The organism is Amycolatopsis sp. NPDC104863, assembly GCF_055582965.1.
This window is the reverse complement of the sequence record NZ_JBVJOW010000002.1, coordinates 686,862-704,623: the sequence shown is the minus strand read 5'-3', so window position 1 is coordinate 704,623 and position 17,762 is coordinate 686,862. Positions and strand designations below refer to the sequence as shown.

Below are 17,762 nucleotides of genomic sequence, written 5' to 3'. Positions count from 1 at the left end.
GCCTGGCCGTCGCCGCGGATTGTTTGCGCCGGTTGTTGCTTCTTCCGCTCCTCGTCCTCGATTGTTCAACACCGGAGACCCGGCCTCAAGGGCGCCTTCGGCGTCGCTTCGCGATGAGCTTCGCTCACCCTTGACCCCGGGTCTCCGGTGCTGACTGCGGCTGGGACGAGGGGCGGGAGTGGTCTAGGGCGGTTGTTGTGCGCCGCTCTCAGCCTGCGTGGGCCGTCTCCTGCCACCAGCCCAGGACCTCGTCCGCTACCCCCGGTGCTGCCACCAGCAGTCCGTCCGTTGGCAGTGCAGTGTCCTCGCCGTGCTTGTCCAGGACCACCGCTCCGGCCTCGATGGCCATTGCCACCGAGCCCGCTACGTCCCATTCGTGGTAGCTGTGCAACACCGCCGCTGCCGCGTGGCCCAGGGCCACCTGGGCGATCGACAGGGCCGCTGAGCCCAGGACCCTCACTCCGGCGTGGGCCGCTGCCGCTCGCTCGATGAAGCCGCCCATGCCCGGCCAGGGGCCTCGGCGGGCGAACTCCGTGCAGACCAGCGCGCCCGCCGTTACGCAGCGGTCGGTCAGCTTGACCGGCTTGCCGTTCGCGCGGGCCCCTCGTCCGCGCGCTGCTGCGTAGATCTGGGCGCGGTACGGGTCCGCCACCACTCCCACCACCGGGCCGGCCGCGTCGACCAGCGCCAGGCTGTACGCGCACCACGGCACTCCGGCGACGTAGTTGGCCGTGCCATCCACCGAGTCGACCACCCACCGGTACTCCGCGACGTCCGCGCCGTGGTCGGCGCCGAACTCGTGGCCGACCACCGGGATGCCCGGGAACTCCGCGGTCAGCACGCGCCGGGTGTGCCGCTCGAGGATGCGGTCGGTGTCGGTGACCCAGTCGAACGGCGAGTCCAGGGTGGCCGGGTGCGCACCCCGGCCGGCGGTCGCGGTGATCACGTCGGTCGCGTCGTTGGCCAGGCGCCCGGCCACTTCGAGGGCCCTCGACAGCAGGCCGGGCTCCACGGGCCGCGGCGGCCTGGAGGACAAGAGGGTCATGCCTGCTTAGTCTGGGCCCCGCTGGTTTCCGGGACACGACCTTGAGATGACATGTCGTAGCCGATCTGTTCCGGAACCGTTGGCCGCCGTGTCACGCGGTCGCCAGGATCGGGTGCGAAGGTCGGATCGTGCGAGTCGCGATAGTCACCGAAAGTTTCCTGCCCCAGGTGAACGGCGTGACCAACTCCGTCCTCCGGGTGGTCGAGCACCTGCGCGAGCGCCGGCACGACGTGCTGATCATCGCTCCCGGGCCCGGCCCCGACTCCTACCGCGGCGCCCCGGTGATCCGGATCCCCGCGCTCGACTTCCCCGGCGTCCACTCGCTGCCGATCGGCGTGCCGACGCGCACCGTGCTGAACGCGCTGGCCGCCTTCGGCCCGGACGTCGTGCACCTGGCCTCGCCGTTCGTGGTCGGCGCGCGCGGGCTCGCCGCGGCACGGCGGCTGCGGGTGCCGTCGATCGCCGTCTACCAGACCGACATCGCAGGGTTCGCCGCCGCGTACGGCTTCGGCATCGCCGCCCGCGCCGCGTGGCGCTGGGTGCGGCGGCTGCACTCGCGCGCCGACCGGACGCTGGCGCCCTCCAGCGACTCCGTCGAGCAGCTGCGGCTGCACGGCGTCCCGCGGGTGCACCGCTGGGCGCGCGGGGTCGACATCGACCGGTTCTCCCCGGACCACGCCGACGCCGCGCTGCGGGCCGAGCTCGCGCCGAACGGCGAGCTGCTCGTCGGGTTCGTCGGCCGGCTGGCGCCGGAGAAGGAGGTCGACCGGCTGGCCGCGCTGGCCGGCGTGCCCGGGATCCGCGTGGTCGTCGTCGGAGACGGGCCGGAGCTCGAATCTCTCAAGGAGCAGCTCCCGGACGCGGCGTTCCTCGGCGCGAAATACGGCGACGAGCTTTCGGCGGCGTACGCGAGCTTCGACGTCTTCGTCCACACCGGCCCGCACGAGACGTTCTGCCAGGCGGTGCAGGAGGCGATGGCGTCCGGGCTGCCGGTGCTCGCGCCGGACGCGGGCGGCCCGAAGGACCTCGTCCTGCCCGGCCGCACCGGCTACCTGCTGCCCGCCGACCGCGAGCTGTTCGGCCCGGCGCTCGTCGAGAAGATCGACGCGCTGCGCGACCCCGCGCTGCGGGCGAGGCTCGGCGAGAAGGCGCGCAAGGTTGTGCTCGGGCGCACCTGGCCCGCCGTCTGCCGCGAGCTGATGGGGCACTACGAAGCCGTGCAGGGCCGGGCCGCCCGCGCGGCCTGACATGCACATCGTCCAGCTCGCGAACTTCTACGGACCACGTTCGGGCGGCCTGAAGACGGCGCTGCACCACCTCGGCGCCGGGTACGTCGCGAGCGGGCACGAAGTGACGCTCGTGGTGCCCGGCACCCGCTACGCCGACGAAGTCCTGCCCACCGGTGTCCGCCGGTTTTCCCTGCCGGCGCCGAAGATCCCGGGCACCGGCGGCTACCGCGCCGTCGACCCGCACCGGGTCCGCGCGGTGCTGCGGAAGCTCGAACCCGACCGGTTGGAGGTCTCGGACCGGTTGACGCTGCGGGGGATGGGTGGCTGGGCGCGGCGCCACGGGGTGCCGAGCACGGTGATCTCGCACGAGCGGCTCGACCGCCTGCTGGAGCAGTTCCTGCTGCCCGAGCCGGTGGCGCGCCGCGTCGCCGACGTCGCGAACAAGCGGATGGCCGCGAGCTACGACACGGTCGTCTGCACCACGGCCTTCGCCCGTGCGGAGTTCGACCGGATCGAGGCGCCGAACGTCCACCGGGTGCCGCTCGGCGTCGACCTCGCGACGTTCCGGCCCGCCATGCGCGACGACGGCTGGCGCACCGACCTGAGCGGGGGAGCGGACGCCCTGCTCGTCCACTGTGGACGGCTTTCGCCGGAGAAGCACGTCGAGCGCAGCGTGGACACCGTCGCCGAGCTGACGGAGGCGGGCGCGCGGGTGCGGCTGGTCGTCGCGGGTGACGGGCCGCGGCGGCGGGCGCTGGAACGCCGGGCGCGCGGCCTGCCGGTGACGTTCCTGGGGTTCCTGTCCGGCCGCGGCGACGTCGCGCGGCTGCTGGCCAGCGCGGACGTCTCGCTGGCGCCGGGCCCGCACGAGACGTTCGGGCTGGCGGCTTTGGAGGCGCTGGCGTCCGGGACGCCGGTGGTGGTGTCGGCGTCGTCGGCGCTGCGGGAGATCGTGCGGCCCGGCTGCGGCGCGGCGGTGGACGACCACGCGCCCGCGTTCGCCACCGCCGTGACGGACCTGCTGGAGAGCCCGGAAGACCTGCGCCGCGCGGCGGCCCGGGCGCGGGCAGAGGAGTTCACCTGGCCCGCCGCGGTGGCCGGGATGCTGGCCACCTTCCGCTGACGCTCAGGGCTTGCCGAGGCGGCTGTAACCGGGGTGGACGCCGGAGGTGAGGCCCTGGTCGTCAGCGATCTTCGACAGCAGCTCGTGCAGGGTCGTGCGCTCGTCCTCGGTCAGGGACGCGGTGATCGCGCGTTCGTGCGACAGCGCCGACTGCGCGACGCGGACCATCAGCTCGCGGCCCTCCGGGCTCAGCTCCAGCGCGTAGAGGCGGCGGTCCTCCGCATTGCGGCGGCGGTGGATCAGGCCGCGCTTCTCCAGGCCGTCGACCAGCGGGACCAGCCGCGTCGCCGGCGTGCCGAGCTGCTTGGCCAGCGCCTGCTGGCTCTGCCCCGGCCGCATCGCGACCAGCCGCAGCAGGCCGACCTGCGCCGGGGTCAGCTCCAGCTCGGCGATGCGCTCGGTGAACCGCTGGGCCGCGTGCGCGCCGACCTGGGCCAGCTGGAACGCGGTGCCGAACCGAGGACCGTCCATGGCCGGAACGATAGTCGTTGACAATCGATTACACCAGTGTAATCGTTTAATGCATGAAACGAATCGCTGTCATCGCTTACGGCCTGTTCACCGTCGCCGGGGGAGTGCTCGGCGCCACCGGCACCCGCCCGGACTCCTCCGCTGCCGACGTCGCGGCGTACACCACGACCCACCAGGGACTCGTCCAGCTGCTCGCGCTGGTCGTCTTCGGCGCCGGGCTCTCGCTCGCGACCTGGACCGCGGCGGCCAGACCGCCGCAGCTCGGCTTCGCCGGGGGACTGCTCGCGTCGGGTTCGCTGTTGCTGAGCGGCCTGGCGACCTGGACGGCCGCGCAGACCCCGGACGTCGCTCGCGCCTTCACCTCGCTGGCCTTCGCCGCGGGCGCGTTCGGGTTCGCGGTGCCGCTCGCGCTGCTCATCGCGGCGGTCGCCCTGTCCACGCCCCGCTGGCTGGCGATCACCGGGTACGTCGTCGCCGCGCTGGCCGGGCTCTCGGCGTTCAGCATGCTGACCGACGTGCTGTACCCGCTGATCCCGGTCGGCCGCTTCGGCGGGCTCATCTGGCTGGTGCTCGTCACCTTCCGCAAGAGCGACGACTAGATTCAAGCCATGTCACGCGCAAGCCTGGACAAGGACCCGCACGAAGTCGCCGCCATGTTCGACGGTGTCGCGGACGGGTACGACCGGGCGAACTCGTTCATGACCTTCGGCTTCGACCGCCGCTGGCGCACCACCACCGCCCGCGTGCTCGACGCCCGCCGCGGCGAGAAGGTCCTGGACCTCGCCGCCGGCACCGGGGTGTCCACCGTCGAGTACGCCCGCGGTGGCGCCTGGTGCCTGGCCGCGGACTTCTCGTTCGGCATGCTCCGGGCCGGGCTGCACCGCAAGGTCCCGATGGTCGCGGCGGACGCGCTCAACCTGCCGTTCGCCGACGAGAGCTTCGACGCCGTGACGATCTCGCTGGCGCTGCGCAACTTCGTCGACCCGAAGGCCGCGCTCACCGAGATCGCGCGGGTCGTCAAGCCCGGCGGCCGGCTGGTCATCTGCGAGGTCTCGACGCCGCCGTTCGCGCCGATCCGGTTCGTCCACCGGCGGTTCATGCTGAAGCTGCTCACCTGGGTCGGCAAGCGGACGTCGTCGAACCCCGAGGCGTACTCCTACCTGGCAGAATCGATGCTCACCTGGCCCGACCAGCGCACGCTCGGCGAGATCATCGCGAGCGCGGGCTGGGCCGACGTCGAGTGGTTGAACCTCACATTCGGCGTCGTGGCGATCCACCGCGCGCGCAAGCCTGCCTAAACTCGCGTACATGAGTCGTCGCACCGCAGATCAGGACGCCGAAGTCATCGTCGTCGGCGCCGGACCGGCCGGGTCCACCGTCGCGACCTACCTCGCCCGGTCGGGCGTCGACGTCCTGCTGCTGGAGAAGACCGAGTTCCCGCGCGAGAAGGTCTGCGGCGACGGCTTGACCCCGCGCGGCGTCAAGCAGCTGATCGACCTCGGCATCGACACGAGCGAGGACGCCGGCTGGGTGCACAGCCGCGGCCTGCGGATCCTCACCGGCGACCTCACGCTGGAGCTCGACTGGCCGGACCTGACGAGCTACCCGCCGTACGGCGTTTCCCGCACGCGTCACGACTTCGACGACCTGCTGGCGAAGCTCGCGGTGAAGGCGGGCGCGCGGCTGTACGAGCGCACGACCGTCACGAGCGCCATCACCGACGCCACCGGGCGCGTGGTCGGCGTCGAGGCGAAGGTCGGCCCGGAGCGCACGCCGGTGAAGTACCGCGCGCCGCTGGTGCTGGCCTGCGACGGCGTGTCCGCGCGGCTCGCGCTGAGCGTCGGCATCCAGAAGAACGAGAAGCGCCCGATGGGCGTCGCCGTGCGCCAGTACTACAAGAGCCCGCGCCACGACGACCCGTTCATCGAGGGCCACCTCGAGCTGTGGGACCGCTCCGACCCGCGCGACCCGAAGCTGCTACCGGGCTACGGCTGGGCGTTCCCGCTCGGCGACGGCACGGTGAACGTCGGCCTCGGCATGCTCTCGACGTCGGCGTCGTTCCGGAACACCGACTACCGCGCGCTGCTGCGCCAGTGGCTCGACGGCACGCCGGAGGAGTGGGGCTACCGCGAGGAGAACGCGATCGGCAAGGTCGGCGGCGCCGGCCTCCCGATGGGCTTCAACCGCACCCCGCACTACCGCGACGGCCTCCTGCTGCTCGGCGACGCGGGCGGCATGGTCAGCCCGTTCAACGGCGAAGGCATCTCGGCGGCGATGGAGTCCGCGCAGATCGCGGCGGAGGTCGTGGTGCAGGCCCTGGCGCGGCGCGAAGGGCCTTCGCGCGAGCGGGCGCTGGAGGCGTACCCGCGCGCGGTCCGCGAGCTGATGGGTGGCTACTACCAGCTGGGGAACGTCTTCGCGAAGATCATCGGGAAGCCGAAGATCATGCACGCGTGCACGCAGTACGGGCTGCGGATCAACAAGATCCTCCCGCTGGTCTACAAGGGTCTCTCGGGCTGCTACGACGCCAAGGGCGGCGACGGCGTCGACCGCCTCATCTCGGCTCTCGCCAAGGCGGCCCCCAGCCCCCGCTGACCAAGCGCATCTCGGCATCACCCGTGATCCGGAGGGCATCACGCGTGATCCAAGGGGCTTCACGCGTGATCAGGCGGGCATCACGCGTGTTCAGAGGGGCATCGGCGTGATGCCTCGCCAGTCACGCGTGATGCCCGCTCAGACACGCGTGATGCCCGTCCAGACACGCGTGATGCCTGGTTCGTCGCGCGCGGACACACGAGTGGACTAGCAAGTTGGCCGTGCGGTCAGTGGGATAGCTCACACGCGCGCGCCCGGATTGTCCGGCCGTGAAGCGATCTTGAAGAGCCTTCGCGCAGGTCGCGCGGGCGGCGTCACCGCGTCGTGACAACGTTGGCGGTGGAACTTAGGGCACCCTTATAACACGGGGGGCTAGGGACAAGAATGTGAGTCGCGTCCTACACTCCCCCCATGCTTTGTGAATCCCTTCACATCCACGACGAGTGGCTTGTGAACTATTTCACAAGCACGCCCGGGCCCCGCCACGGGCCGTAAGGAGACCCTGACCCTCGGCGGTGTGACCCAGGTCCCTTAGGGTGCCGACGAGGCCCGCGGTTCCACCACAAGCAAAACCGCAGCGGCGCGGAAAGGATGGCGAAGACCCCGTGCTGACGTTGCTGACCCGGACCGACACGGTGCAGCTGGCGCAAGAGGCCCCGAGCCTGAAGCCCTACCTGCCCCTGGTCCTGTTGTTCGTGCTGGCCCTCGGCTTCGCCGTGTTGTCGGTGCTGCTGGGCCCGCTCGTCGGCCCCAGCCGCTACAACAAGGCCAAGCTCGCCGCCTACGAGTGCGGCATCGAGCCGTCGCCGCAGCCGCTCGTCGGCGGTGGCCGGATGCCGGTGGCGTACTACATCACCGCGATGCTGTTCATCCTGTTCGACATCGAGATGGTCTTCCTCTACCCGTTCGCCGTGCAGGCGGACGCGCTGGGCACGTTCGGCCTGGTGGAGATCCTGCTGTTCATCGCGACGGTCGGCTTCGCGTACGCCTACGTGTGGCGGCGCGGCGGCCTGGATTGGAACTAGACCCATGGGCCTCGAAGAGAAACTCCCCAACGGCATCCTGCTGGCCAGCCTCGAAGGTCTCGTCAACTGGTCGCGGAAGAACTCGATGTGGCCGGCCACCTTCGGGCTCGCCTGCTGCGCGATCGAGATGATGACGGTCGGCGGCTCCCGCTACGACATCGCCCGCTTCGGCATGGAGCGCTTCAGCGCGACGCCGCGGCAGGCCGACCTGATGATCGTCGCCGGGCGGGTCACCCAGAAGATGGCGCCGGTCCTGCGCCAGATCTACGACCAGATGGCCGAGCCCAAGTGGGTGCTCGCCATGGGCGTCTGCGCGTCCTCCGGCGGCATGTTCAACAACTACGCGGTCGTCCAGGGGGTCGACCACGTCGTGCCGGTGGACATGTACCTGCCCGGCTGCCCGCCGCGGCCGGAGATGCTGCTGGACGCGATCCTCAAGCTGCACGCCAAGATCCAGGACGAGCCGATCAACGCCCGCCGCGCCGCGATCCGCGCCGCCAGCGGGGCCCGCACCGAGCTCGTCGCGTCGTCGATCAAGTACGCGAAGAAGTAGAGCGATGACTGAAACTCCTGAGACCGGCGGCGAGCAGTCCAGCGCCGACCGCCCCGAAGGCGGCCTCGAGCCGCAGGGCGCCCGGCCCGCCGAGCCCGTCGTCACCGGCCGCGAACGCCAGGGCATGTTCGGTGTCCACGGCACCGGTGACACCTCCGGCTACGGCGGCGTCCGGCTCCCGGCCTACAGCCCCGCGCCGGCCGAGCGCCCGTACGGCGGCTGGTTCGACCAGTTCGCCGACGAGTTCTACGCGGCCCTGTCGGACAACAAGATCCCCGCCGAAGCGGTCTTGCAGACCACGGTCGACCGCGGCGAGATCACCTTCTACGTCGCCCGCGAGCACCTCGTCGCCATCGCGAAGGTCCTGCGCGACGACGGCGGTCTCCGCTTCGAGTTGCTGTCCTCGGTGTCCGGTGTGGACTACGGCGTCGACGTCCCGCAGCGGCTGCACTCGGTGTACCACTTCACGTCCCTGACCTACCGCCGCCGCATCCGGCTCGAGGTCACCCTCGACGTCGAGGACGCGCACGTGCCGTCGCTGGTCGGGATCTACCCGACCGCCGACTGGCAGGAGCGGGAGACCTGGGACATGTTCGGCATCGTCTACGACGGCCACCCCGCGCTCACCCGCATCCTCATGCCGGACGACTGGGACGGCCACCCCCAGCGCAAGGACTACCCGCTCGGCGGGATCCCGGTCGAATACAAGGGCGCGGAGATCCCGCCGCCGGACCAGCGGAGGTCGTACTCGTGACGATTAACGAAGACGCCACGGCAGTTCCCGAAGCCGACAGCCGCGACACCACCGAAGGCCGCGTTTACAGCGTCTCCGGCGGCGACTGGGACGACGTCATCGCCGACGCCGCGCACGACGAGCGCATGGTCATCAACATGGGCCCGCAGCACCCGTCGACGCACGGCGTGCTCCGGCTCGTGCTGGAGATGGAGGGCGAGACCGTCACGCAGCTGCGGTCGGTCATCGGCTACCTCCACACCGGCATCGAGAAGAACTGCGAGTACCGGACCTGGACCCAGGGCGTCACCTTCGTGACGCGCATGGACTACCTGGCCCCGCTTTCGACGGAGATGGCGTACTGCCTCGGCGTCGAGAAGCTGCTGCAGATCGAGGCCCCGCGCCGCGCGCAGCTGCTGCGCGTGATGCTGCTGGAGATCAACCGCATCGGCTCGCACCTGGTCTACATCGCCACCGGCGGCATGGAGCTCGGCGCCACCACGGCGATGACGCTCGGCTTCCGCGAGCGCGAGGTCGTCCTGCACCTGCTCGAGCACCTCACCGGCCTGCGCATGAACCACGCGTTCATCCGCCCCGGCGGCCTCGCGCAGGACATGCCCGAGGACTACCGCGAGAAGGTCACCGAATTCGTCAAGACGATGAAGGAACGCCTTCCGCTGTACGACAAGCTCTTCACCGGCCAGCCGATCTGGCGCAACCGGCTCAAGGGTGTCGGGTACCTGCCGGTCGACGCGTGCCTCGCGCTCGGCGTCACCGGCCCGGTGCTGCGGTCCGCGGGCCTGCCGTGGGACCTGCGCAAGACCGAGCCGTACTCCTGCTACGACGAGTTCGACTTCGACGTGCCGGTGGACAACGGTGCCGACTGCTGGTCGCGCTACCTGATCCGGGTGCACGAGATGCACGAGAGCCTCAAGATCATCGAGCAGTGCCTGGAGAAGCTCGAGCCGGGCCCGGTCATGGTCGAGGACAAGAAGGTCGCCTGGCCCGCGCAGCTGTCCATCGGCAGTGACGGCATGGGCAACTCGCTCGAGCACGTCAAGAAGATCATGGGCCAGTCGATGGAGTCCCTGATCCACCACTTCAAGCTGGTCACCGAGGGCTTCAAGGTGCCGGCCGGGCAGGTCTACACCTCGGTCGAGTCGCCGCGCGGCGAGCTGAGCGCGCACCTGGTCTCCGACGGCGGCACTCGGCCGCTGCGGGTTCACGTGCGCGAACCGAGCTTCGTGAACCTGCAGTCGATGCCCGCCATGGCCGAAGGCGGCCTGGTCGCGGACGTGATCGCCGCGATCGCCTCGATCGACCCCGTCATGGGGGGAGTGGACCGATGAGCACAGCAGTTCCCGAACCGGGGCCGAACGACGCTGCCCGGACGCACGCGGCAGCCGGCGGCGACGTCGACGTGATCGCCATCGCGCCCGACCCCGCGGTCGCCGCCGGGATCATCGAAGACACGCCGCTCGAAGACATCTTCGACGAAGGCGTGGTCGCCCGGGCGCAGGACCTGATCGCGCGCTACCCGATGTCGCGCTCGGCGCTGCTGCCGCTGCTGCACCTCGTGCAGTCGGTGCAGGGGTACGTCAGCCAGGAGGGCATCGCGTTCTGCGCGCGGCAGCTCGACCTGTCCGACGCCGAGGTCAGCGCGGTCGCGACGTTCTACACGATGTACAAGCGCAAGCCGTGCGGCGAGCACCTCGTGAGCGTCTGCACCAACACGCTGTGCGCGGCCATGGGCGGCGACGCGATCTACAAGAAGCTCCAGACGCACCTCGGGTCCGAGGAAGAGCCGCTGGGGCACAACGAGACCGCGGGCACACCGAACGAGCCGGGCTCGATCACCCTCGAGCACGCCGAGTGCCTCGCGGCCTGCGACCTCGCGCCGGTCATCCAGGTCAACTACGAGTACTTCGACAACCAGACCGAGGAGAAGGCCGTCGCGCTGGTCGACGCGCTGCAGGCGGGCAAGCGCCCGGCCCCGACGCGCGGCGCCCCGCTGACGAACTTCAAGGGCGCCGAGCTGCAGCTCGCCGGGTTCTTCCCGGAGGACGAGCGCCAGTACCGCAAGGACATCGACGGCCCGTCGCAGGCCGTCGAGACGCTGCGCGGCGCGAAGCTCGCCCAGGACCGCGGCTGGGTCGCGCCGGTCGCGGAAGACGTCCCGCTTCCTGAAGTGGAGAAGAAGTAATGGCCGATCCCATTACCCCGGTCCTCACGAAGCGCTGGCTGTCGCCGAACTCCTGGCAGATCGCGACGTACGAGGCGCTCGAGGGCTACACGGCCGTCCGCAAGGCGCTCGCCGGCACGCCGGAGCAGCTCGTCCAGCTGGTCAAGGACTCGGGCCTGCGCGGCCGCGGCGGCGCGGGCTTCCCGGCCGGCGTCAAGTGGTCGTTCATGCCGCCGAACTTCGACAAGCCGCACTACCTGGTGATCAACGCCGACGAAGGCGAGCCGGGCACGTGCAAGGACATCCCGCTGATGATGGCGGACCCGCACTCGCTCATCGAGGGCTGCATCATCGCCTCGTACGCGATGCGCTCGAACCACTGCTTCATCTACGTCCGCGGCGAGGCGCTGCACTGCATCCGCCGCCTCAACGCGGCTGTGCGTGAAGCCGAAGCGGCCGGCTACCTGGGCGAGAACATCCTCGGCTCGGGCTTCGACCTCAAGATCACCGTGCACGCCGGCGCCGGCGCGTACATCTGCGGTGAGGAGACGGCGTTGCTCGACTCGCTGGAAGGCCGTCGCGGCCAGCCGCGGCTCAAGCCGCCGTTCCCGGCCGCCGCGGGCCTCTACGCCGCGCCGACCACGGTCAACAACGTCGAGACCATCGCGAGCGCGCCGTTCATCGTCAACGGCGGGTCGAGCTGGTTCCGCGAGATGGGCCGCGAGAAGTCGCCGGGCCCGAAGATCTACTCGATCTCCGGCCACGTCGAGAAGCCCGGCCAGTACGAGTGCCCGCTCGGCACCACGCTGCGCGAGCTGCTCGAGCTGGCGGGCGGCATGAAGGACGGCGTCCCGCTCAAGTTCTGGACCCCGGGCGGCTCGTCCACCCCGATGTTCACCACCGAGCACCTCGACGTTCCCCTGGACTTCGAAGGCGCGGCGGAGGCTGGCTCCATGCTCGGCACCACCGCCGTCCAGGTCTTCAACGAGACCGTGTCGGTGCCGTGGGCCGTGATGAAGTGGACGCAGTTCTACGAGCACGAGTCCTGCGGCAAGTGCACGCCGTGCCGCGAGGGCACGTACTGGCTGGCGCAGATCCTCGAGCGCATGGTCGAGGGCCACGGGACCGAAGAGGACATCGACACCCTCCTCGACGTCTGCGACAACATCCTCGGCCGGTCGTTCTGCGCCCTCGGTGACGGCGCGGTGTCGCCGATCCAGAGCGGCATCAAGTACTTCCGCGACGAATTCCTGGCTCTGTGTGAGTCGACCAAGCGCGAACTGGTGGGAGCGCAGGCATCATGACGATCGCCCCCGACAAGCCCGAGACGGCGTCGACGCCGGTCCCCGAGGGCCACGTGAAGCTGGTCATCGACGGCGAAGAGGTCATCGCCCCCAAGGGTGAGCTGCTGATCCGCACGGCCGAACGCCTCGGCACGGTCATCCCGCGGTTCTGCGACCACCCGCTCCTCGACCCGGCGGGCGCCTGCCGCCAGTGCCTGGTCGAGGTCGAGATGGGCGGCCGGCCGATGCCGAAGCCGCAGGCGTCCTGCACGATGACCGTCGCCGACGGCATGGTCGTCAAGACGCAGCTGACGTCGCCGGTCGCCGACAAGGCCCAGCAGGGTGTGATGGAGCTGCTGCTCATCAACCACCCGCTGGACTGCCCGATCTGCGACAAGGGCGGCGAGTGTCCGCTGCAGAACCAGGCGCTGGCCCACGGCCGCACGGAGTCCCGGTTCGTGGACACCAAGCGGACGTTCCCGAAGCCGCTGCCGATCTCTTCGCAGGTGCTGCTCGACCGGGAACGCTGCGTGCTCTGCCAGCGCTGCACCCGGTTCTCCCGCGAGATCGCCGGCGACCCGTTCATCGAGCTCCTCGAACGCGGCGCCCACCAGCAGATCGGCACCGCGGAGACGGCGGACGTCCTGGACCTGGCCTCGCGGACGACGTCCGGCCAGCCGTTCCAGAGCTACTTCTCCGGCAACGTCATCCAGATCTGCCCGGTCGGCGCGCTCACGAGTGCCGCCTACCGGTTCCGCTCCCGCCCGTTCGACCTGGTGTCCGCGCCGAGCGTGTGCGAGCACTGCTCGTCCGGCTGCGCCGAGCGCACCGACTTCCGGCGCGGCAAGGTCCAGCGCAAGCTGGCCGGCGACGACCCCGAGGTCAACGAAGAGTGGATCTGCGACAAGGGCCGCTTCGCCTTCCGCTACACCGGCGCCGAGGACCGCATCCGGCGTCCGCTGGTCCGCAACACCGAGACCGGTGAGCTGGAAGAGGCCTCCTGGACCGACGCGCTGCGGGCCGCGGCCGCCGGTCTGACCGCCGCCCGGGCGAACGGCGGCGTCGGGGTCCTGCCCGGCGGCCGGCTGACGGTCGAGGACGCCTACGCGTACGCGAAGTTCGCGCGCGTCGCCCTGCAGACCAACGACGTCGACTTCCGCGCCCGGCCGCACTCGGCCGAGGAGCTGGCGTTCCTCACCTCGCACGTCGTGGGCGTGACGCCGGAGTCCGGCGTCACCTTCGCCGAGATCGAGCGGGCCCGCACGGTCCTGTGCGTGGCGTTCGAGCCCGAGGACGAGGCGCCGATCGTGTTCCTGCGGCTGCGCAAGGCCGCGCGCAAGAACCGTACCCGCGTTGTCCACTTGGGACAGTGGACGACGTCGTCGGTGCGCAAGACGTTCGGCGAGCTGCTCGCCTGCGTCCCCGGCCAGGAGGCCGCGGCGATCGAGGGCATCACCAAGCACGCGCCGGACCTCGACGAGGCGCTGAGCGGCGAGCACGCCGTCGTCCTCGTCGGCGAGCGCGCCGCCCAGGTGCCCGGCCTGTTCTCCGCGCTGCACGACCTGGTGGAGCGCACCGGTGTCCGGCTCGCGTGGATCCCGCGCCGCGCCGGTGACCGGGGCGCGCTGGAAGTCGGTTGCGTGCCGACGCTCCTGCCGGGCGGCCGCCGCGTCGGTGACGACGCCGCGCGTGTCGCTGTCGAAAACGCTTGGGGCGTCCCGCTTCCGTCCGCTCCCGGCCGCGACGCGACCGAGATCCTGAAGGCCGCTTCGGGCCGTGACCTCGGCGGCCTGGTCGTCGGCGGGGTCGACCCGTTCGACCTGCCGGACCCGGACCTCGCGCTGCGTGCCCTGGACAACGCCGGTTTTGTCGTCAGCCTCGAGCTGCGGCACAGCGCGGTGACCGAGCGCGCGGACGTCGTGCTCCCGGTGGCGGCGTCGGACGAGAAGGCCGGCAGCTTCCTCAACTGGGAAGGCCGCACCCGCCCGTTCGACATCACCATCGAGGGTGTCGGCACCCTGCCGGACTGCCGGGTGCTCGACACCCTGGCCGTCGAGATGGACGTCGACCTGTTCACGCAGACTCCGGCCGCCGCGCGCGGTGACTACGAGAAGCTCGGCCCGGCCTCCGCGCTGCGCTGGGGTCACGTCGAGGCGGAGACCGGGGGAGCCACGGTTGCCCCGGGCGCCGGCCAGGCAGTCCTCTCGACCTGGCGCCAGCTGATCGACAACGGGTCCCTGCAGGACGGCGAGCCGCACCTCAAGGGCACCCAGCGGCCGCCGGTCGCGCGGCTGTCCGCGGCAACCGCCGAAGGCCTGGGCACAACCGTGAAGGTGAGCACCGAACGCGGGACGATCACGCTGCCGGTCGAGGTCGCGGACCTGCCCGACGGCGTGGTGTGGCTGCCCGGCAACTCCGACGGCTCCGCCGTGTTCAAGACGCTCGGCGCCGGTCACGGCGCCGTGGTGAACCTCGCTGGGGGTGAACAGTGACTCCGTTGCTGACCACGTCTGTAAACGACGCTGTGGCCGGCAGTGTCCCGGACGCGGCGACGCGTGCGGCGCTGCTCGCGGACGACCCGTTCTGGCTGATCCTGCTGAAGTCCGTCGTGATCCTGCTGATCGGGCCGATCTTCACGATCTTCCTGATCGTCTGGGAGCGCAAGGCGGTCGGCCGGATGCAGAACCGGCCCGGCCCCAACCGCGTCGGCCCGGGCGGCTACCTGCAGTCCCTGGCGGACGCGATCAAGCTGCCGTTCAAGGAACAGATCATCCCGGACACCGCCGACCGCAAGGTGTACTTCCTCGCGCCGGTGCTCTCCGCGGTGCCCGCGCTGATCGCGCTGTCGGCCATCCCGTTCGGGCCGGTCGTCTCGATCTTCGGTGAGCGGACCGTGCTCCAGCTGCTCGACCTGCCGGTCAGCGCGCTGGTGATCCTGGCCTGCTCCTCGATCGGCGTGTACGGCATCGTGCTCGCCGGCTGGGCGTCCGGCTCGCCGTACCCGCTGCTCGGTGGTCTCCGCAGCGCCGCGCAGGTGATCTCCTACGAGATCGCGATGGGCCTCTCGATCGTCGCGGTGATCCTGCAGGCCGGGTCGCTGGACCTGGCCGACATCGTCGGCGCGCAGCACAAGGTGTGGTTCCTCTACCTGGTCCCGAGCTTCGTGATCTACCTGATCTCGATGGTCGGCGAGACCAACCGCGCCCCGTTCGACCTCCCGGAGGCCGAGTCGGAGCTGGTCGGCGGGTTCCACACCGAGTACAGCTCGATGAAGTTCGCGATGTTCTTCCTCGCCGAGTACGTCAACATGGTGATCGTCTCGGCGTTCGCGACGACGCTGTTCCTCGGCGGCTGGATGGCCCCGTGGCCGCTGTCGCTGATCGGGAACAACGTGCTCAACACCGGCTGGTGGCCGGTGCTGTGGTTCTTCGCGAAGATGTTCATCCTGCTGTTCGGGTTCATCTGGCTGCGCGGCACGCTGCCCCGTCTCCGCTACGACCAGTTCATGCGCCTCGGCTGGAAGGTCCTGGTTCCGCTGAACCTGGTGTGGATCGTGATGGTCACCTTCGCCAAGGTGATCACCTGGAACACCGCGTCGATCATCATCGCCGCCGTCGCCATCTTCATCGTGCTGGCCCTGTTCTTCTACGTCCGCGCCGCGGGCCGCGAGGAGGAGAGCGAGAGCGTCCCGGTGACCGGCGGCGGTTTCCCGGTCCCGCCGCTGGACCTCAAGGTCCCGCAGACCACCCCGCGTCAGAAGGCCTTGGCCAAGGCCGAGGCGAAGGCGGCCCGCCGCAAGCCGGCGGCCGTCGGTACCGCACAGGAAGGAGCGCAAGATGGGGTTTCTTGATCCCGTCAAGGGCTTCGGCGTCACCTTCGGGATGATGTTCAAGAAGGTCGCCACCGAGGAATACCCCGAGGCCGGCGCCCCCGCCGCCCCGCGGTACCACGGCCGGCACCAGCTGAACCGCCACCCGGACGGCCTCGAGAAGTGCGTCGGCTGCGAGCTGTGCGCGTGGGCGTGCCCGGCGGACGCGATCTTCGTCGAGGGCGGTGACAACACCGAGGAAGCCCGGTTCTCGCCGGGCGAGCGGTACGGCGCGGACTACCAGATCAACTACCTGCGCTGCATCGGCTGCGGCCTCTGCATCGAGGCGTGCCCGACGCGGTCGCTGACGATGATCAACTTCTACGAGCTGGCCGACGACGACCGGCAGCGGCTGATCTACACGAAGGAAGACCTCCTCGCGCCGCTGCTGCCCGGCATGGAGCAGCCGCCGCACCCGATGCGGCTGGGCGAGAACGAGCAGGACTACTACGTGAACGGCCCGGAGCTGGCGCGCGGGGAGGCGAAGAAGTGATCTCCGTTCTCCTGGCCCAGGCCCCGACCGGCGCCGCCGCGGGCGTGTCGGTCGGCGAGGCCGTCGCGTTCTGGATCCTCGGCCCGGTCGCGCTGCTGGGCGCGCTCGGCATGATCTTCTCGCGCAACGCCGTGCACTCGGCGCTGTGGCTGGTGCTCACCATGCTGAGCCTGGGCGCGCTGTACATGATCCAGTCGGCGCCGTTCCTCGGCTTCACGCAGATCATCGTCTACACCGGCGCGATCATGATGCTGTTCCTGTTCGTGCTGATGCTGGTCGGCCGGGAGAGCTCCGACTCGGTCGTCGAAGTCCTGCGCGGCCAGCGGCTCGCCGCGACCGTGCTGGGCATCGGCCTGGCCGCACTGCTGGCCACCGGCATCTACCGGGCGCTGGACACCGTCACCCCGGCCGTCCCGCTCGACTCGGCCACCCCGGCCGGCGGCGGGCCGAAGGGCCTCGGCCGGCTGATCTTCACCGACTACCTCTTCCCGTTCGAGCTGACGTCGGCGCTGCTCATCACCGCCGCGGTCGGCGCGATGGTGCTGGCCTTCACCGACCGGCACGCCAAGGGCGGGAAGCTCACGCAGAAGGAACTGGTCGTCCTCCGCTTCCGCGGGGAGCACGACCGGCCGTCGCCGCTGCCCGGCCCGGGTGTCTTCGCCACCGCCAACTCGGTGGCCACCCCGGCGCTGCTGCCGGACGGCACGGTCGCGCCGGAGTCGCTGTCGGCGATCATCGAGTCCACCTCGGCGATCGAGCTGGCGAAGGAACGCAAGCTCGTCAAGGACGAGGGTCCGCACCCGGACGCGCACGCGCTGGTCGCCGCCGAAGGTGCTCCGGAAGGGGAGAAGGAATGACCCCGACGTACTACCTGCTGCTGTCGGCGCTGCTGTTCTCGATCGGCGCCGTCGGCGTGCTGGTGCGGCGCAACGCGATCGTCGTGTTCATGTGCATCGAGCTGATGCTGAACGCGGTGAACCTCTCGCTCGTGACGTTCGCCCGGATCAACGGCAGCCTCGACGGCCAGATCATGGCCTTCTTCGTGATGGTCGTCGCGGCCGCCGAGGTCGTGGTCGGCCTGGCGATCATCATGGCCATCTTCCGCACCCGGCGCTCGGCCTCGGTCGACGACACCAACCTGCTGAAGTACTAGGAGACCCCC

The 17,762-nt window shown here is 70.5% G+C and carries 18 protein-coding genes; 16 read left to right on the top strand and 2 right to left on the bottom strand.

Going from position 1 to position 17,762, the window contains the following annotated elements:
• Positions 1-208 precede the first annotated feature (208 nt).
• The gene (locus ACZ63J_RS12830; protein WP_465308429.1) at positions 209-1,045 is read right to left on the bottom strand and encodes an inositol monophosphatase family protein; all 837 of its coding nucleotides are present in this window, start codon (positions 1,043-1,045) and stop codon (positions 209-211) included.
• A gap of 176 nt (positions 1,046-1,221) precedes the next feature.
• Between ACZ63J_RS12830 and ACZ63J_RS12825 the strand changes: the two genes are divergently transcribed.
• Both ACZ63J_RS12825 and ACZ63J_RS12820 read left to right on the top strand, forming a co-directional pair.
• Positions 1,222-2,292, top strand: coding sequence for a glycosyltransferase family 4 protein (locus ACZ63J_RS12825; protein WP_465403500.1), 1,071 nt, complete (start codon positions 1,222-1,224; stop codon positions 2,290-2,292).
• Between the two features lies 1 nt (position 2,293).
• Positions 2,294-3,397, top strand: coding sequence for a glycosyltransferase family 4 protein (locus ACZ63J_RS12820; protein ID WP_465308433.1), 1,104 nt, complete (start codon positions 2,294-2,296; stop codon positions 3,395-3,397).
• Positions 3,398-3,400: 3 nt separating this feature from the next.
• Here the strand turns inward: ACZ63J_RS12820 and ACZ63J_RS12815 are convergent, their stop codons facing one another.
• Positions 3,401-3,868 carry a MarR family winged helix-turn-helix transcriptional regulator gene (locus tag ACZ63J_RS12815; protein WP_465336057.1) on the bottom strand — a complete coding sequence of 156 codons (468 nt, stop codon included), beginning with the start codon at positions 3,866-3,868 and terminating at the stop codon, positions 3,401-3,403.
• 53 nt (positions 3,869-3,921) lie between these two features.
• On the opposite strand from ACZ63J_RS12815, the gene ACZ63J_RS12810 reads away from it, so the two are divergent.
• From ACZ63J_RS12810 to nuoK, 14 genes are all read left to right on the top strand, one after another.
• A complete protein-coding gene (locus ACZ63J_RS12810) occupies positions 3,922-4,467 on the top strand; it encodes a DUF4386 domain-containing protein (RefSeq protein WP_465403502.1) in 546 nt (181 codons plus the stop codon).
• Positions 4,468-4,476: 9 nt separating this feature from the next.
• Positions 4,477-5,166 (top strand): demethylmenaquinone methyltransferase, encoded by a 690-nt coding sequence (locus tag ACZ63J_RS12805; RefSeq protein ID WP_465403504.1) that lies wholly within the window; start codon positions 4,477-4,479, stop codon positions 5,164-5,166.
• A 10-nt stretch (positions 5,167-5,176) separates the two neighbouring features.
• A complete protein-coding gene (locus ACZ63J_RS12800) occupies positions 5,177-6,463 on the top strand; it encodes a geranylgeranyl reductase family protein (protein ID WP_465403506.1) in 1,287 nt (428 codons plus the stop codon).
• 605 nt (positions 6,464-7,068) lie between these two features.
• A complete protein-coding gene (locus ACZ63J_RS12795) occupies positions 7,069-7,488 on the top strand; it encodes an NADH-quinone oxidoreductase subunit A (RefSeq protein WP_465308443.1) in 420 nt (139 codons plus the stop codon).
• Positions 7,489-7,492: 4 nt separating this feature from the next.
• On the top strand, positions 7,493-8,041 hold the full coding sequence (locus ACZ63J_RS12790) for a NuoB/complex I 20 kDa subunit family protein (RefSeq protein ID WP_155548771.1): 549 nt from the start codon (positions 7,493-7,495) through the stop codon (positions 8,039-8,041).
• A 4-nt stretch (positions 8,042-8,045) separates the two neighbouring features.
• Positions 8,046-8,795 carry an NADH-quinone oxidoreductase subunit C gene (locus ACZ63J_RS12785; RefSeq protein ID WP_465403508.1) on the top strand — a complete coding sequence of 250 codons (750 nt, stop codon included), beginning with the start codon at positions 8,046-8,048 and terminating at the stop codon, positions 8,793-8,795.
• Complete coding sequence (locus ACZ63J_RS12780) at positions 8,792-10,123, top strand: NADH-quinone oxidoreductase subunit D (protein WP_465403510.1); 1,332 nt, start codon at positions 8,792-8,794, stop codon at positions 10,121-10,123. Before ACZ63J_RS12785 ends, ACZ63J_RS12780 begins: the two co-directional genes overlap by 4 nt.
• Positions 10,120-10,977: an NADH-quinone oxidoreductase subunit NuoE gene (gene nuoE, locus ACZ63J_RS12775; protein ID WP_465403512.1), complete on the top strand. Its 858-nt coding sequence runs from the start codon at positions 10,120-10,122 to the stop codon at positions 10,975-10,977. Before ACZ63J_RS12780 ends, nuoE begins: the two co-directional genes overlap by 4 nt.
• Positions 10,977-12,260, top strand: coding sequence for an NADH-quinone oxidoreductase subunit NuoF (nuoF, locus tag ACZ63J_RS12770; protein WP_465403514.1), 1,284 nt, complete (start codon positions 10,977-10,979; stop codon positions 12,258-12,260). The genes nuoE and nuoF overlap by 1 nt, the downstream gene beginning before the upstream one ends.
• The gene (locus tag ACZ63J_RS12765) at positions 12,257-14,731 is read left to right on the top strand and encodes an NADH-quinone oxidoreductase subunit G (protein ID WP_465403515.1); all 2,475 of its coding nucleotides are present in this window, start codon (positions 12,257-12,259) and stop codon (positions 14,729-14,731) included. The genes nuoF and ACZ63J_RS12765 overlap by 4 nt, the downstream gene beginning before the upstream one ends.
• On the top strand, positions 14,728-16,089 hold the full coding sequence (gene nuoH, locus ACZ63J_RS12760) for an NADH-quinone oxidoreductase subunit NuoH (protein ID WP_465403517.1): 1,362 nt from the start codon (positions 14,728-14,730) through the stop codon (positions 16,087-16,089). Before ACZ63J_RS12765 ends, nuoH begins: the two co-directional genes overlap by 4 nt.
• Positions 16,076-16,600 carry an NADH-quinone oxidoreductase subunit NuoI gene (gene nuoI, locus ACZ63J_RS12755; protein WP_465308457.1) on the top strand — a complete coding sequence of 175 codons (525 nt, stop codon included), beginning with the start codon at positions 16,076-16,078 and terminating at the stop codon, positions 16,598-16,600. Before nuoH ends, nuoI begins: the two co-directional genes overlap by 14 nt.
• Positions 16,597-17,457 carry an NADH-quinone oxidoreductase subunit J gene (locus ACZ63J_RS12750; RefSeq protein ID WP_465403519.1) on the top strand — a complete coding sequence of 287 codons (861 nt, stop codon included), beginning with the start codon at positions 16,597-16,599 and terminating at the stop codon, positions 17,455-17,457. The genes nuoI and ACZ63J_RS12750 overlap by 4 nt, the downstream gene beginning before the upstream one ends.
• Complete coding sequence (nuoK, locus tag ACZ63J_RS12745; RefSeq protein WP_247060354.1) at positions 17,454-17,753, top strand: NADH-quinone oxidoreductase subunit NuoK; 300 nt, start codon at positions 17,454-17,456, stop codon at positions 17,751-17,753. Before ACZ63J_RS12750 ends, nuoK begins: the two co-directional genes overlap by 4 nt.
• Positions 17,754-17,762 lie beyond the last annotated feature (9 nt).

Coding starts and splice junctions, on each gene's coding strand:
- ACZ63J_RS12830 (WP_465308429.1), bottom strand. CDS start 1,045: ATGACCCTCTTGTCCTCCAGGCCGCCGCGGCCCGTGGAGCCCGGCCTG.
- ACZ63J_RS12820 (WP_465308433.1), top strand. CDS start 2,294: ATGCACATCGTCCAGCTCGCGAACTTCTACGGACCACGTTCGGGCGGC.
- ACZ63J_RS12815 (WP_465336057.1), bottom strand. CDS start 3,868: ATGGACGGTCCTCGGTTCGGCACCGCGTTCCAGCTGGCCCAGGTCGGC.
- ACZ63J_RS12810 (WP_465403502.1), top strand. CDS start 3,922: ATGAAACGAATCGCTGTCATCGCTTACGGCCTGTTCACCGTCGCCGGG.
- ACZ63J_RS12805 (WP_465403504.1), top strand. CDS start 4,477: ATGTCACGCGCAAGCCTGGACAAGGACCCGCACGAAGTCGCCGCCATG.
- ACZ63J_RS12800 (WP_465403506.1), top strand. CDS start 5,177: ATGAGTCGTCGCACCGCAGATCAGGACGCCGAAGTCATCGTCGTCGGC.
- ACZ63J_RS12790 (WP_155548771.1), top strand. CDS start 7,493: ATGGGCCTCGAAGAGAAACTCCCCAACGGCATCCTGCTGGCCAGCCTC.
- ACZ63J_RS12785 (WP_465403508.1), top strand. CDS start 8,046: ATGACTGAAACTCCTGAGACCGGCGGCGAGCAGTCCAGCGCCGACCGC.
- nuoE (WP_465403512.1), top strand. CDS start 10,120: ATGAGCACAGCAGTTCCCGAACCGGGGCCGAACGACGCTGCCCGGACG.
- nuoF (WP_465403514.1), top strand. CDS start 10,977: ATGGCCGATCCCATTACCCCGGTCCTCACGAAGCGCTGGCTGTCGCCG.
- ACZ63J_RS12765 (WP_465403515.1), top strand. CDS start 12,257: ATGACGATCGCCCCCGACAAGCCCGAGACGGCGTCGACGCCGGTCCCC.
- nuoI (WP_465308457.1), top strand. CDS start 16,076: ATGGGGTTTCTTGATCCCGTCAAGGGCTTCGGCGTCACCTTCGGGATG.
- nuoK (WP_247060354.1), top strand. CDS start 17,454: ATGACCCCGACGTACTACCTGCTGCTGTCGGCGCTGCTGTTCTCGATC.